Origin of the sequence: Rhodococcus sp. NPDC076796 (genome assembly GCF_040702765.1) — a bacterium.
Taxonomy (GTDB): Bacteria; Actinomycetota; Actinomycetes; order Mycobacteriales; family Mycobacteriaceae; genus Rhodococcoides.
This window is the reverse complement of sequence record NZ_JBFBMS010000002.1, coordinates 266266-280595: the sequence shown is the minus strand read 5'-3', so window position 1 is coordinate 280595 and position 14330 is coordinate 266266. Positions and strand designations below refer to the sequence as shown.

At 64.9% G+C, this 14330-nt stretch carries 16 protein-coding genes; 12 read left to right on the top strand and 4 right to left on the bottom strand.

Annotation, left to right across the window (positions count from 1 at the left end):
- Nucleotides 1-399 precede the first annotated feature (399 nt).
- Nucleotides 400-1440, top strand: a complete 1041-nt coding sequence (gene fbaA, locus AB0366_RS06520; RefSeq protein WP_243594553.1) for a class II fructose-bisphosphate aldolase — start codon at nucleotides 400-402, stop codon at nucleotides 1438-1440.
- A gap of 64 nt (nucleotides 1441-1504) precedes the next feature.
- Here the strand turns inward: fbaA and AB0366_RS06515 are convergent, their stop codons facing one another.
- Nucleotides 1505-2296: a hypothetical protein gene (locus tag AB0366_RS06515; RefSeq protein ID WP_366243164.1), complete on the bottom strand. Its 792-nt coding sequence runs from the start codon at nucleotides 2294-2296 to the stop codon at nucleotides 1505-1507.
- Nucleotides 2297-2445: 149 nt separating this feature from the next.
- Here AB0366_RS06515 and AB0366_RS06510 point away from each other — a divergent pair, with 149 nt between their 5' ends.
- The 3 genes from AB0366_RS06510 (at nucleotide 2446) to AB0366_RS06500 (ending at nucleotide 5003) form a co-directional block, all read left to right on the top strand.
- A complete protein-coding gene (locus AB0366_RS06510) occupies nucleotides 2446-2862 on the top strand; it encodes a DUF3151 domain-containing protein (protein ID WP_032397398.1) in 417 nt (138 codons plus the stop codon).
- Between the two features lie 37 nt (nucleotides 2863-2899).
- Complete coding sequence (locus AB0366_RS06505; RefSeq protein WP_121872957.1) at nucleotides 2900-3994, top strand: FUSC family protein; 1095 nt, start codon at nucleotides 2900-2902, stop codon at nucleotides 3992-3994.
- Between the two features lie 79 nt (nucleotides 3995-4073).
- Nucleotides 4074-5003: a cation diffusion facilitator family transporter gene (locus tag AB0366_RS06500; RefSeq protein WP_366243163.1), complete on the top strand. Its 930-nt coding sequence runs from the start codon at nucleotides 4074-4076 to the stop codon at nucleotides 5001-5003.
- On the opposite strand, the gene AB0366_RS06495 is transcribed toward AB0366_RS06500, so the two are convergent.
- Nucleotides 4993-5460: a pyridoxamine 5'-phosphate oxidase family protein gene (locus tag AB0366_RS06495; protein ID WP_366243162.1), complete on the bottom strand. Its 468-nt coding sequence runs from the start codon at nucleotides 5458-5460 to the stop codon at nucleotides 4993-4995. The genes AB0366_RS06500 and AB0366_RS06495 overlap by 11 nt on opposite strands.
- A gap of 53 nt (nucleotides 5461-5513) precedes the next feature.
- Between AB0366_RS06495 and AB0366_RS06490 the strand changes: the two genes are divergently transcribed.
- A complete protein-coding gene (locus AB0366_RS06490; RefSeq protein ID WP_366243161.1) occupies nucleotides 5514-6455 on the top strand; it encodes a YafY family protein in 942 nt (313 codons plus the stop codon).
- A gap of 1 nt (nucleotide 6456) precedes the next feature.
- Here the strand turns inward: AB0366_RS06490 and AB0366_RS06485 are convergent, their stop codons facing one another.
- Complete coding sequence (locus AB0366_RS06485; RefSeq protein WP_366243160.1) at nucleotides 6457-7230, bottom strand: site-2 protease family protein; 774 nt, start codon at nucleotides 7228-7230, stop codon at nucleotides 6457-6459.
- Complete coding sequence (locus tag AB0366_RS06480) at nucleotides 7227-7892, bottom strand: hypothetical protein (RefSeq protein WP_366243159.1); 666 nt, start codon at nucleotides 7890-7892, stop codon at nucleotides 7227-7229. Before AB0366_RS06480 ends, AB0366_RS06485 begins: the two co-directional genes overlap by 4 nt.
- A gap of 202 nt (nucleotides 7893-8094) precedes the next feature.
- On the opposite strand from AB0366_RS06480, the gene AB0366_RS06475 reads away from it, so the two are divergent.
- The 7 genes from AB0366_RS06475 (at nucleotide 8095) to AB0366_RS06445 (ending at nucleotide 14297) form a co-directional block, all read left to right on the top strand.
- On the top strand, nucleotides 8095-9384 hold the full coding sequence (locus tag AB0366_RS06475; RefSeq protein ID WP_366243158.1) for an adenylosuccinate synthase: 1290 nt from the start codon (nucleotides 8095-8097) through the stop codon (nucleotides 9382-9384).
- Nucleotides 9385-9809: 425 nt separating this feature from the next.
- Nucleotides 9810-10358, top strand: a complete 549-nt coding sequence (locus AB0366_RS06470; protein WP_366243157.1) for an alternate-type signal peptide domain-containing protein — start codon at nucleotides 9810-9812, stop codon at nucleotides 10356-10358.
- Nucleotides 10359-10367: 9 nt separating this feature from the next.
- Complete coding sequence (locus AB0366_RS06465) at nucleotides 10368-10928, top strand: hypothetical protein (RefSeq protein WP_366243156.1); 561 nt, start codon at nucleotides 10368-10370, stop codon at nucleotides 10926-10928.
- A complete protein-coding gene (locus tag AB0366_RS06460) occupies nucleotides 10925-11524 on the top strand; it encodes a signal peptidase I (RefSeq protein WP_366243155.1) in 600 nt (199 codons plus the stop codon). The genes AB0366_RS06465 and AB0366_RS06460 overlap by 4 nt, the downstream gene beginning before the upstream one ends.
- Nucleotides 11521-12030, top strand: a complete 510-nt coding sequence (locus AB0366_RS06455; RefSeq protein WP_366243154.1) for a hypothetical protein — start codon at nucleotides 11521-11523, stop codon at nucleotides 12028-12030. Before AB0366_RS06460 ends, AB0366_RS06455 begins: the two co-directional genes overlap by 4 nt.
- Nucleotides 12030-12635 (top strand): SipW-dependent-type signal peptide-containing protein, encoded by a 606-nt coding sequence (locus AB0366_RS06450; protein WP_366243153.1) that lies wholly within the window; start codon nucleotides 12030-12032, stop codon nucleotides 12633-12635. The genes AB0366_RS06455 and AB0366_RS06450 overlap by 1 nt, the downstream gene beginning before the upstream one ends.
- A gap of 3 nt (nucleotides 12636-12638) precedes the next feature.
- Nucleotides 12639-14297, top strand: a complete 1659-nt coding sequence (locus tag AB0366_RS06445) for a signal peptidase I (RefSeq protein WP_366243152.1) — start codon at nucleotides 12639-12641, stop codon at nucleotides 14295-14297.
- The last annotated feature ends 33 nt before the right edge of the window (nucleotides 14298-14330 follow it).

Sequence of the window (14330 nt, the reverse complement as noted above, 5' to 3'; positions counted from 1 at the left end):
TCACCGCGCCCACACTACCGGCCGAAACTGGTAAGTCCTGAACAGAAGGTGTCGCCCCGCTGTGAACGTCATGGCCTGTTCGGCACCGTCGACGGGCCGTCGCTCCCGGCCGACGTCAGCGGGAGTGGAGCCTGCGGAATGACCAGAGGGGGCGGGAGTGGAGCCTGCGGAATGACCCGAGGGGCGCGGGAGTGGAGCCTGCGGAATGACCAGAGGGGCGCGGGAGTGGAGCCTGCGGAATGACCTAGTGGGCGCGGGAGTGGAGCCTGCGGAATGACCAGAGGGCGCGGGAGTGGAGCCTGCGGAATGACCAGAGGGCGCGGGTACGCACGACACCGGGCCCGGAGGTTGCCATACTGCAGAGGACACAACCGAACTTTTCAATGGAGGAATGACGCCGTGCCTATCGCAACTCCCGAGGTCTACGCCGAGATGCTGGGCCGGGCGAAGGAACACAAGTTCGCCTTTCCGGCAATCAACTGTGTGGGTTCCGAGTCCATCAACGCCGCCATCAAGGGCTTCGCCGACGCGGGTAGCGACGGCATCATTCAGTTCTCGACCGGCGGAGCCGAATTCGGATCCGGACTCGGTATCAAGAGCATGGTCACGGGCGCTGTTGCACTCGCCGAGTTCGCGCACGTCGTAGCCGCCGAGTACGACGTCACCATCGCTCTGCACACCGACCACTGCCCCAAGGACAAGCTGGACACCTACGTGCGTCCGCTGCTCGCGATCTCGCAGGAACGCGTCGACGCCGGTAAGAACCCGCTGTTCCAGTCGCACATGTGGGACGGCTCGGCCGTTCCGATCGACGAGAATCTGGAGATCGCCAAGGATCTGCTGGCCCGCGCGGCGGCCGCAAAGATCATTCTGGAGATCGAAATCGGTGTCGTCGGCGGCGAGGAAGACGGCGTCGAGGCCGAGATCAACGACAAGCTGTACACGTCGAACGAGGATTTCCTCAAGACCGTCGAGGCCCTCGGCGCAGGCGACGCAGGCTCGCGCTACCTGCTGGCGGCCACGTTCGGCAACGTGCACGGCGTCTACAAGCCGGGCAACGTCAAGCTCAAGCCTTCGGTGCTGGCAGACGGTCAGCGGGTCGCGTCGGAGAAGCTGGGCCTGGCCTCGGGTTCCAAGCCGTTCGACTTCGTCTTCCACGGCGGATCCGGCTCGGCGAAGAGCGAGATCGAAGAGGCTCTCGAATACGGAACGGTGAAGATGAACGTCGACACCGACACCCAGTACGCGTTCAGCCGCCCGATCGCCGGACACTTCTTCTCCAACTACGACGGTGTGCTCAAGATCGACGGCGAGGTCGGTAACAAGAAGGCCTACGACCCGCGCAGCTACCTCAAGAAGGCCGAGGCAGGCATGACCGCCCGTGTCGTCGAGGCCTGCAACGACCTCAAGTCCGCCGGCCGCAGCGTATCCGCCGGGTAGAGCGGCTTCGCCGCATGTGCGCAGAAACTCGTAGCCTGCTACGAGTTTCTGCGCACATGCAGCGTCAGCTGCACACCTTCCACTGATCGCCCTCGAGGCGCAGGTCGAAGGTGCGCGGCGATCGATCGTTCGGGTTGGCATCGGTGTGCGCGATGACCTGAGCGATCGCGGTGGTGTCGTCGCCGACCTGGATGGCGTCGATGCTGTCGAGGGTGGGTATGTTGCCCTGCTCGGCCGAGACGCGGTGCACCTCGGCGAATTCCGCGTCCGGGATGTCTCGGTAGAACGTCGCCAGGTCACCGCACGAGGTACTGCGCAGCGTGGCCAGGTCGCCGCCGGCCAACGCTCGGGTGAAGGACTCCACGGTCGTTCTGATTCGGGCCTCCGGGGAGTCGTCGACGCTCGTGCGGTCGATCAGCAGATACGCGCCTGCGGTCACTGCCGCGATCACGACAACCGCGGCCACCAGTGCCGCCCACCACTTCTTCCGACTCGGTGTGCCGGGTTCTGTCGGCGACGGCCCGACGCGCTGGGGACCGACCTGCTTGGGGCCCGGCTTCTGCGGCTCGATCTTCCTCGGCCCGACTGGTTGCGGCACAGCGGCAGGCGATTTCTTCTCTGCCGCAACATCTTTCGCCGAAGCTTCGGACGGGTTTCGCGGCGGGATGCGACGTGGGGCCGCGGTGGGCTTCGCGACCGGCTTCGCTTCCGCCACGGCCGGTGTCTCGGCTGGGGCAGTGGCGATCTTCTCGGTCGGAGTGTCGGCGGGCTCGTCGACCTGCTTCTTCTTGCCCAGGTCGATCTTCTCGGTGGCTGCGTCGGCCTCGGAGGGCGCATTCTTCTTCTCGTCCGGCATGCGTTCTCCCTCGTTCACCGAATTCTTGCAAGAGCGGTATGTCTGAAATTTCGTCAGCTGGCAGCCTATCGACCGTGTAGGCCGCTCAGCACGAGCGCCACCGGGGGTGTTCGGACACGATTCGGTGACGTAGGGGCACAATGAGCGCCATGACTTCTTTCGGTGATCTGCTCGGACCCCAACCCACACTGTTGCCCGGCGACGACGAGGCCGAATCCGCGCTGCTGAACCACGAGGCGCCCGAGACCGTCGCGGCGGCGCATCCGACGGCGTCCATCGCGTGGGCCTACCTCGCCGAGGCCGCGCTCGAGTCGGGTGCCACCATCACGGCGTACGCCTACGCTCGTACCGGTTACCACCGAGGTCTGGACCAGTTGCGTCGTAACGGATGGAAGGGATTCGGGCCGGTCCCGTACAGCCATGAGCCCAACCGAGGATTCCTCCGATGCGTCGCAGTCCTCGCCAAGGCAGCCCGCGACATCAACGAGCACGACGAGTACGCCCGCTGCCTCGACCTCCTCGAAGACTGTGACCCCAAGGCAGCAGAAGCGCTCGGCCTGGGCTGATCGAGCCCGCGCCAGCCGGGCGCGAGGCCGAACCCGACTGAAGTCGGGCAGTGCTCGGCTGAAGTTGTCGCTGCTGCCGATCATTCAATGCGCGTTGGCGGCAGGTGTGGCGTGGTTCGTCGCGACGGACATCGTCGGTCACGAGAGCCCGTTCTTCGCACCGATCGCCGCCGTCGTCTCGCTCGGCGTCTCGCTCGGTGCTCGCCTGCGCCGATCGGCCGAGCTCGTCGTCGGAGTGACGGTGGGCATCGGCGTCGGAGATCTGCTCATCTCACTGATCGGCAGTGGGCCGTGGCAGATCGCTCTGGTCGTGGTGTTGGCGATGTCGGCTGCGGTGTTCCTCGACGGCGGCCCGATCATCGCGATGCAGGCCGGGTCGTCTGCCGTGCTGGTGGCGACGCTCATCCCGCCCGGCAACATGGGTGGCCCCAACCGCATGGTCGACGCTTTGGTCGGTGGTCTGGTGGGCATCGCGATCGTGGCGTTGATCCCGACGCATCCGGTGTGGCGGGCCCGGAAGGATGCGGCGAGCGTGTTGGCGACGGCTGCGAGTGTGTTGCAGAAGGTGGCCGACGGTTTGGTGGCGAACGATCCCAAACCGATCGAGGAGGCGCTGCGGAAGGCGCGTGCGACGCAGTCGGGTATCGATGCTCTGCGGACCGATCTCAAGGGCGGCCGGGAGATCGCGCGAATTTCTCCGATGTACTGGAATCACCGCAATCGTCTTGCGACGCTCGCGGCCACGGCCGATCCCATCGACAATGCCGTCCGCAACATCCGGGTGCTCGCGCGTCGGTCGCTGACGCTGGTGCGCGACGACGAGATCCTCGATCCGCGGGTTGTCGACGAGGTGGAGAAGTTGGCGCATGCGGTCGAGGTGTTGCGGCAGATGATTCTCGCCGATCCGGGGCAGAAGCCGGACGCGGCAGAGGCGGCGCGAGTGCTGAGGTCGGTCGCAGCCGGTGCCAAACCGGAGTTGATTTCCAACGCCGGTCTGTCGGCGACGGTGGTGTTGGCGCAGTTGCGGTCGATCATCGTCGACCTGCTGCAGGTCGCGGGGCTCAAGCGTATTTCCGCGTTGGCGACGCTTCCGCCGACGGTGGAGCACCCGCACGTCCCGCCGGAGCTGTGACCCGAGCGCACCATTGCATATATGCGTATGTACGCATATGGTGACTTCCGGAAGTAGACATCGGTCACCAGGGGGAGTCATGGGCGCGGGTCACGGGCACAGTCACGGCGTAGGCGGTCACACGCCCGCAGGTGCGGGGCCGCCCAGCTCTCGCGTGCGCAAGATGATCGTCGCGTTGGCCATTCTGGTGGTGTTCCTCGTCGTAGAGGCGACCGTGGCCTTGGCGATCGGGTCGCTCGGCCTGCTCGCCGACGCGGGTCACATGCTCACCGATGTCCTCGGCATGTCCATGGGTCTGATCGCGCTGTTGCTCGCCCGTAAGGGAAGTGCCGTAGCGGCAAGGACATTCGGCTGGTATCGGGCGGAAGTATTGACCGCCATCGCGAATGCCGTTCTGCTGCTCGGTGTTGCGGCCTTCATCATGTACGAGGCGATCTCGCGCATCGGCGATGCACCTGAAATCCCCGGCGTGCCACTCATTCTCACCGCGACTGCCGGCCTCGCGGCCAATATCGTCGTCATGCTGCTCATTCGCGGCGACGCCAAGGATTCCCTGGCCGTCCGCGGTGCCTACATGGAAGTTCTGGCCGATGCGGTCGGCAGCGTCGGCGTGCTCGTGGCCGGCGTGCTGATGGTCGTGTTCGGGTGGACCTGGGCAGACATCGTCGTCGGCGTCCTGATCTCGCTGTGGGTTATCCCGCGCGCGATCAAGCTCGCCGGCTCGGCATTGCGCATTCTCACCCAGGCCAGTCCCGGACACGTCGACGTCGACGCGCTGACCGGCGATCTGAACGCGCTACCGGGCGTGACGGGGGTTCACGACCTGCACGTGTGGACGCTGACCACCGGAATGGATGTGGCCACCGTGCATCTCGAATGCGAGGGCTCGTCGTCGATGGTGCTCGACCGAGCCCGGGCCTTGCTGTCCGCCTACGGACTCGACCACGCCACTGTGCAGGTCGAACCCGCCGCGCACGGCCGAACCTGCAAGGAAGAGCTCACCTGGTGACGGTGCGCACCTCGGAGCCGGGACGCCACACGTCGATCTGCATGTGATCGTCCACCAGTGAGGTCAGGACGACCTCGGTGATATCGAGGTCGAACACGTGATACGGCACCAGCTCGCTCGGTGACGCGTCGAATATCGGTTGCAGCACAGCAGGATCGATGATTTCGACGGCACGTCCGCCGATCTTCGCGTCCCCGCCCTCCATGGAATGGTGACCCGGATTGCTGTGCAGCGCGAACCGCCCGTCACGCTGCAGATCTCGCGCTTTGACGGCACCGAGCATCGAACCGAGTCGCAGCACACCGCTGTCGTCGAACTCGACCTCGGTTCCGCTGACGCGCGGTGAGCCGTCCGCCCGGAGCGTCGCGAGTACGTGATGCTTGTGGGCGGTGAATCTGGCCCGAACCGCCGAGGCCAGGTTCGGGGCGGCTGTCGAGAAGTCGTTCCACGTCGTCATGTGTCGAGTGTTTACGACCATCACTGACATCGTGTGTCAGTGATATCGGACAGATGCGTTCCGCACGATTGCTTCGGATCATGTTGCTGCTCCAAGAGGGGCGGCAGGCGACCGCGCAGTCTCTCGCGGACGAGGTCGAGGTATCGGTGCGCACCATCTACCGCGACATCGGCGCGCTCGGGGCCGCAGGCGTGCCGCTGTGGACCGAACCGGGCCCCGGCGGCGGCATCCGATTGCTCGACGGGTGGCAGTCGAAACTGACCGGCATGACCGGTACCGAAACATCGGCGCTGATGCTGCTCGGTATGCCGTCGGTTGCGGCCGACCTCGGATTGTCCGACGCCACCGCCGCGGCCGAGAGCAAGCTCCTCGGCGCGCTGCCGGTGTCGCTACGGGCGAGCGCGCAGTTGTGGCGTGAGCGTGTGCACGTGGATGTTCCCGGGTGGTTCACCGCGCCCGCGGCGAACGAGTTGGTCCCGGTGTTGGCGCGTGCGGTACTCGGTGGTCGACAGATCGAGATCGGTTACCGCGGCAGGAGTCGGGTTCTCGGGCCGCTCGGACTCGTGGTGAAGGCCTCGGTCTGGTATCTGGTGGCCACTCGCGGTGAGCGCATTCTGTCGTTTCGGGTCGATCGGATCGAGAGCGTGGCGGAACTGGCGATCGAGGTGCTTCGGCCGGCCGGCTTCGACCTCGCGCAGTGGTGGGGTGCGTCGATGGCGGAGTTCGATCGGTCGCTGCTGAGGTTTCCCTGTCGAGTTCGATTGTCCGACAACGCGGTGCGTGCTCTGCCTCGGGTGATCGGCGTCGCGGCCACCCCGGAACTCGGTCCGCCCGACAGCGACGGGTGGACCGAGGTGGAGTTGATGCTCGAGAGCGAGGAGGTCGCTCTCGCTCAGCTGATCGCGCTCGGCGGGGGAGTCAGCGTGTTGGATCCCGCATCGTTGCGTCGATCGCTGCGTGATGTCGCGTCGAGCATCGTGCGTGAGAACAGTTGAGTCACAGCCAGAATCGCATCAGGTAGTTGCCGTTGCCGGCGAAGAACTCGGGAACACCGGACAGCCCGAACAGGGTGTAGATCGCCCCGAAGAATGCGGAGTTGACTGCGGGCACGAACAGCAACGCGACGAGAACGAGAATTCCGTAGCCCTTGAACTGGTTCAGCGACGCACGGGTGGCGGGCGAGAGCGAGGGCTCGAGTGCGGCGTATCCATCGAGTCCCGGTACCGGAATCAGGTTGAGGATCGTGGCCATGATCTGCAGGAACGCCAGGAAACTGAGCCCGTACCAGAAGGCCTGATGGGTGCCGTCGGTGCCGAACATGCGAATGACGATCAGGAGTGCCACGGCGACAACGGCGTTGGCGAACGGTCCGGCGAGGGCGATGCGGCGCTGCGTGGACGCCGAAAATTGGCCGGTGCGCAGATACACGGCACCGCCCGGAAGTCCGATTCCGCCGATCGCGATGAACACCACCGGCAGGACGATCGAGAGCAACGGGTGGGTGTACTTCAGCGGGTTGAGCGTCAGGTAACCGCGAAGTTCCACTTCCCGGTCGCCGGCCCGAAAAGCGGTGTACGCGTGCCCGAATTCGTGCAGGCACACCGAGGCGATCCATCCGGCGAGCACCAGTACGAACACTCCGAGGCGCGCGGCGACGGACGTGACGTCCTCGGCCGTCCACGCCAGTGCGCCGCCCACTCCGGCTACGGCGAGAACGGCCACGAACACCGGGCTCGGCAGGACGGGACTGCGGCGCAGCGGAACGGTCATCGGACCAGCAACCACTCTTCGTGGTGACGGTAGAACGTCGATCTCTTCACTGTTCTGTCGCCTGCGATGCCGTCGCGCATCAGGTCTGCGGCGGGGGAGCCCAGCTGCATCGCGCGTCCGCTCACCCAGCGGCGAGGCAGCAACCGTCGACGGCTGATCACTCGCGCGCGCAGACCCGGCAACTCCGGGGTCGGTGCCACCTCGACGCCGGGTACCACTCCGGAGAACAACCGAGTGTCGTCGACGTACGCCTCGCCCTCGAGTTCCGCGCCTCCGCCGCCGCCGAGCACCGCCCGACCGACGACGGCCTTGCCCGCGTCGTCGCGAATGAGGGGCGTGCTCGACGCTTTTCCTGTCAGTGCGACTTTGGCGGCGCGGGATCCGGTCCCGAGTTTGTAGATGTGGGCGGCGTTGGTGGCGGTCTCCGGTACGAACGCGACTTCGACGTGCAGACGGTCGGTGCGCATCAGCCTGGTGAGAACGGCGGCCAGCGAGGCATCGTCGCCCAACACGATGATGCGTGGTGCGGGGGCGGATTCGATGTCTGCGAACAGCGCGCTGCAGTCGTCGTCGGTCGGTACGGCATCGGCGTTGCGCAGTGGGACGTCGGTCAGCGTGATCGGCAACGGCGGGTTTCCGCACTGCAGAACGAACGGTGTCACGGCGCTCCTAGATCTTCGGTGAACCCTCGAACGACCATAGTGCCCTCGTTTCGGCTCGACCGTAGCGGCATGCGGGCCAGCTCACCGCCTCGGCTAGACTGTTCTCCCGGCCACTGTCGCGCCTGCGACAAATGGTGACGGCTGCGTTCGATCGAGCAATATTTGCAGCACGTCCTCGCACGAAAGCAACGTAGGAGAGCACATGCCGGCGATAGTCCTGATCGGCGCCCAGTGGGGCGACGAGGGCAAAGGCAAAGCCACCGACCTTTTCGGCGAACGCCTCCAGTGGGTCGTTCGTTACCAGGGCGGCAACAACGCCGGCCACACCGTGGTCCTTCCGAACGGCGACAAGTTCGCGCTGCACCTGATCCCGTCGGGAATTCTCACGCCCGGCGTGAAGAACGTCATCGGCAACGGCGTCGTCGTCGACCCGGGTGTGCTGCTCACCGAGCTCGACGGTCTCGAAAAGCGTGACGTCGACACCGCGAACCTGCTGCTCAGCGCCGATGCGCACCTGATCATGCCGTACCACGTGGCCATCGACAAGGTGACCGAGCGCTTCCTCGGAGCCAAGAAGATCGGAACCACCGGCCGCGGCATCGGGCCGTGCTATCAGGACAAGATCGCTCGCGTCGGCGTCCGCGCAGCCGATGTGCTCGACGAGAAGATCCTGACCCAAAAGGTCGAGGCTGCACTGGAATTCAAGAACCAGGTGCTCTCGAAGATCTACAACCGGCGGGCTCTCGACTCGCAGCAGGTCGTCGACGAGGTGCTCGAGCAGGCCGAGGGCTTCAAGCACCGCATCACCGACACCAGGCTGCAGCTGAATCTGGCTCTCGAGCGCGGCGAGACGATTCTGCTCGAGGGATCGCAGGGCACCCTGCTCGACGTCGATCACGGCACGTACCCGTACGTCACGTCCTCGAATCCGACTGCGGGCGGCGCTTCGGTCGGATCCGGCATCGGCCCCAACAAGATCGGGACCGTCCTCGGCATCCTGAAGGCCTACACGACGCGTGTCGGCTCGGGCCCGTTCCCGACGGAGCTGTTCGACAATCACGGTGAATACCTGGCCAAGCAAGGTGGCGAGGTGGGTGTCACCACCGGTCGTGCTCGACGCACCGGCTGGTTCGACGCCGTCATCGCGCGCTACGCCACCCGCGTCAACGGCATCACCGACTACTTCCTGACCAAGCTCGACGTGCTCTCGAGCCTGGACACGGTGCCCATCTGTGTCGCCTACGACGTCGACGGCGTCCGGCACGACGAGATGCCGATGACACAGACCGGTTTTCACCACGCGAAGCCGATCTACGAAGAGATGCCCGGTTGGTGGGAAGACATCTCCGGTGCCCGCACGTTCGAGGAACTGCCGATCAACGCGCAGAACTACGTCCTGCGTCTCGAGGAGCTCTCGGGTGCGTACATGTCGTGCATCGGAGTCGGACCGGGCCGCGACGAAACCATCGTTCGGCGGGACATTCTGCGGTAGGCAGCACTGCGAAATTTCACGCCCCGAGGCCCACGGCCTCGGGGCTTTTTCGTACCTCGAACCGTGCCGTGGCAGCCTGCTTGGGTAGCGGCGTCCAAACAGCGACAGTGGCCGGAAAAATCTCCTGAAAGATGTCGTCATCGCCTTTGAATAGCGCTTTTGCAGCGGTGATCTCCTGGTAATCAAGACATTTCGTATCCACTACTGCTTTACATCAAATGTTCATGTGTAATCCTGGAGTTCGAAATATGCAGCCAAAAAGACTACTGGACTTTTACCATCGCTTGGGTAACGGACCGGACGGTCGTTGCGAAACAATGGATATCGCACCCAGTTGCGGAGGCCCACATTCCGGCCGACCGACCCACATCGGGTCACCTCCCCCTCGGCCTCACGAACAAGGCCACCGAAGAAAGCGACAACGAATGAACAAGGCAACCAAGGGCGCCATAGCTGCGGGGGCGGCAGCTGTACTGCTGCTCGGCGGTTTGGGATCCTATGCGCTGTGGCAGGACACCGAGACCGTAACCGGAGGTGAGATCAACTCCGGCGAACTGAACTTCGCCCCGGTCCCCGGAACGGCGGCCTGGACCGAAACCTCGGTCACGCCCAACGCGGATCTCGGAGCCGACCCTTCCGGCTTCCTCATCGTGCCGGGCGACGTTCTCGAGTACTCGACTCAGTACACGGTCGATTGGGCAGGAGACAATCTGCGAGCCTCCATCACGGCGGACTTCACCGCAGTCGGTGGCGACACCGCATTGGCGGCCGCGCTGGACACCGAGGTGTCGGTGAACGGTGGTACATCGTTGCCCAACGGATCCGCCGTCGACCTTCCGTTGACGACGTCTCCGCAGACCATCTCCGTCGAGGTGACCATCACGTTCGACGAAGACACGGCCGGTCTGATCGCCCAGAACGAGAGCGTCGACCTCAATGCCTTCACCCTGACGCTCGACCAGGTTCGTCCCTGATCTGTTGCGGTGACGAACAAGCACGGTCGTTATTGGGCGCTCGCAGCCGCGTCCGTCGCTGTGGTGGTCTTCGGATCAGCACAGTCGACGGGCGCGCTGTGGCGTGACGAGCAGATGGTTGCCGGCGGGACCATCAACTCCGGCACCTTGGACATCGAGGTCGGCCCGAACGGAGCAGAAGTGAACGACTACGTTCTCGCTGCGCTCGGTTCGACCGACCTCGGACCGAACGGTTTCTCCCAGGCACCGCTCTCGATCCGGAACTCCGGCACCGTACCGTTCAACTTTCGGCTGCAAGGAACCACGTCGACCGGAACAGTCCCTCTTGTCTTGACTGCGACAACTGTTGCGGACGAGACGAATTGCCCGGCGTCAGGTACACCGACGGGTCCGACGACACAGTTGTACAGCGGAAGTGCCAGTGGCGCGCAAGCTCCGGTGCCACCGGCGGCCAGACTGTTGGCCGCAGGTGCCCGCGAAGTGTGGTGCTTTCGGCTCGCCGTCGGTGCCACTCCGCCGCAGAGCGCGTCGTCGACGGTGACGTTCTCGTTCCGGGCGGACCAGACATGAATGCCGACGACGACACGGACGTGATCGAAACCGTGACAGGCGTGTCCGAGGAGAACCGGACCGGTGTCTGGTGGTGGGTGAGCCGGATCGCGTCGTACACGCTTCTGGCGGCGATGTTGTTCGTTCTCGGGGTGACCGTCGTCGTTCCGAAAGTCACCGGTTCGACGCCGTACACGATTCTCACCGGCTCGATGAAGCCGTCGTACCCACCGGGGAGTCTGGTTGTGGTCAAGCCCGCAGCTGCAGACGAACTCGAGGTAGGTACTGCGATCACCTATCAAATCCGTTCGGGCGAGCCCGAAGTGGTGACTCACCGCATCGTGGCGACCCAGCAGAGCGGACGAGGTATCACCACCTATGTCACTCGAGGGGACAACAACGGATCCGACGACGAGAACCCGGTGCAGATCGGGCAGATTCGCGGAAAAGTCTGGTACTCGGTGCCGTACATGGGCTACGTCAACAACTGGCTCAACGGTGAACAGCGAAAGATCACCGTGACTGTCATCGTCATCGGATTGGTCGGGTATGCGCTGTTCATGTTCGTCGGGGCCGGTGTCGATCGCCACCGGAGCCGGAAGGAGCAGTCGCCTTGAGACACAGCGCCTTTGTCGCCTACACGGCCGTCTTCGCGGGCGTCGCAGTCGTGTTGTTCCTCGGTGCCGGATCCACCCGAGCGCACACCGTCAAGTACAGCGACGACGGGAGGGAGTGGGCGTCGACCCTTCGAAGCGCATTCTTCGACAACGATATTCGGTGGGTTCCCGGAGACGCGCGTGAATCGCAGTTCCACGTGTTCAACGACACCGACCGGGACGGGCGGCTCTGGCTGACCTTCGACAGCGACAACCCGGCGTACCTGCGATCCCTGAGCGTCTCGATCGGCGGCGGCGAGCTGGCCGAATCGTGCGCGTGGATCGACCTCGCGGCCGGGCAGAAGAGGCGCATCGACGCCACGATCACGATGGCCGAAGCTGCCGGAAACGACACCCGTTCCTCCTCTGCTGCAGTCGATCTCGTTGTGCAGTGGGACAACAGCAACAGCGCCGAGTGCCCGGAGTCATCGGGTGCGCGGACGGATATGGAAGGGGCGCAGCCCTGATGTCGCGTCACAGTGACACCGCCGGTCCGAGGGCGGTTCTCCGCCGAACAGGCTCCGCGCTCATCAGCGCACGCGCCCGGGCCATCATGTCGATCGGCATCGTTCTCGGCCTCGGTGCGGTGGGAACCCTTGCTGCGTGGTCGGATACGGCGACGGCGACGTCGGGCACCTTCACGACGGGTCGACTCGACATCAAGGTCGGCGACCCGGCCGTGGACAACAATCCGACTGCGTTCTCGACGACCTTGGCCAATCCCGCAATTTTCCCCGGCGACACCGTCGCGGCCGGGCTGTTGGTGAGCAACGCGACCGGATCCGTCGCCAACACGTACACCGTCTCCGTAGTGGCCAGTAACGCTGCTCTGGGAAACAGGCTCAATTCCTCGGTGCACACCGGTCTCCCATCCGGCTCGGCGTGCTCCGGCGCGGCAATCAGCACGGTGACCGGCCTGGAAACCTCGAAGCCGTTTCCAGCTCTGAATCGACCTCTCGCCGTGAACGGATCCGATCAGCTGTGTATCAGCGTGACGATGACAGCGGGGGCTCAGCCGACCCCCGCCCTGTCCGGCACCATCACGTACACCATCACCGCGACGTCGACGTAGATCATGTCCGATACCCACGCAGCCACCCCCATGCGATCTCGCCCGCGTCTGCTTCGCGAGATCGCTCTGACCGTCGGCGCTGTCGCCGGTCTCATCTGTGTGCTGTTCGCACTCGCGGCCGTGTTCTTCGGGATCACCCCCTTGATCTTCCGTTCCGGGTCCATGGCCCCGGCTATCGACACCGGCGCTCTGGCGCTGAGCAAGACGACTCCGGTCGCGGACATCGAGGTCGGCGACATCGTCAAGGTGACCAACGCGTCGGGAACAGGAATCACCCACCGCGTGGTCGAGATCGGGGCGGTCGGAACCGATACTGCACAGCTGTTCCTCAAGGGTGACGCGAACGCTGAGCCCGATGCCGAGAGCTACGTGGTGTCCGAGGCCGATCGTGTGTTCTTCAGCGTCGGGAAACTCGGCTATGCGGTCACCTGGCTCAGCGGCCCGGTCGCAGTGTTCATCGGAGGCATCGCCGTCGGCGCACTCCTCATGACCGCGTTCGGATTTCGTAGGCCCACGGTGGAGTCCCCTGCGCAGCCCGACGACGATCGACTGCAGGAACCGCCCAGTGGGCGGCACAGCGCACAGGGACGCGGGACGTCCACCCTCGGTGTGGTGCTCGCGCTGGCGGCCATCTCGGCAGTGGGCATCAGTGCCTCGAACACTCCGACAACCCTTGCTGCGGGACAAGATACGGCAACGGCCCTCAGTGGCACCATCACCACAGCCTTGCCGATTCCAGCACCGCTGTCGCTGACGTGCACGAATGCCGAGCGGGGGCTTCTCGGTGCGATTCGCTTCGTGAATCTCACTTTCCCCTCACGGGGGGCGCAGTACACCTACCAGTTGACACTGAGGAAGGCCGGCGAGAACGACCGTGAGTTTGCGGTAGCCGGGACTGCTGCTACCGGGGTGGTCATCACTCAAGCAGTGGAGAACGGAGCACTCCTGGAATTGCTACCGCTGCCGCTGGCCCCGGTGCTCGACGGCGTCTACACCGCGTCCATCCGAACCAAATCAGGCACGAGGTTCTCGCAGCCGAGCCCCACTGTGAACATAACGATGAACAACGGTCTTCTCATCGGCCTGGCTGCCAGTGCTCGTTGCGGAGGCACCCCGGCTGCCGCTCGCAGCGCCCCACGAGCGATCGTTCCGGAGACCACCACACCTGCACCGCCGGTGACGTCTCCGCTGGTCCCGGAGTCCACCGTCGCACCGGCTCCGACCACGACGGATCCGTCGCTCACCGAGGAGTCTCCGGCTCCGCCACCGGTCGAGGTTCCGCCGACCACGACCACCCCGTCGTCCACCACCGACACACCCGCTGCCCTACCGGAGGAGGTCACCACCCCGCCGGCTCCCGTGGCTCTGTCCGCACCGGTGACCTCGCCGTCGGGCGCGTCGACTGCCCGGGTGGTCGACATCGACGGCGCTCCGACTCTGCAAATCGTCGACGCCACCGGAGCAGTCCAGTACAGCGCCCCCGCCACGTCCAGTGAGGCCTACGGCTACGGCGTCAACTGGTCGGCCGGTGATCAGCTGTGGCTACTCGGTCCCGATGAGCTCGTTCGTCTCGACGGCACCGGCGGTTCGTGGTCGCGGTCGGTGATCGATCCGGCAGATGTGGATCGGATTCCGGCGGATATTCTCGCGTTGCTGAATTAGCGCCGTCACATATATGTCCGAATCGAACTGCGC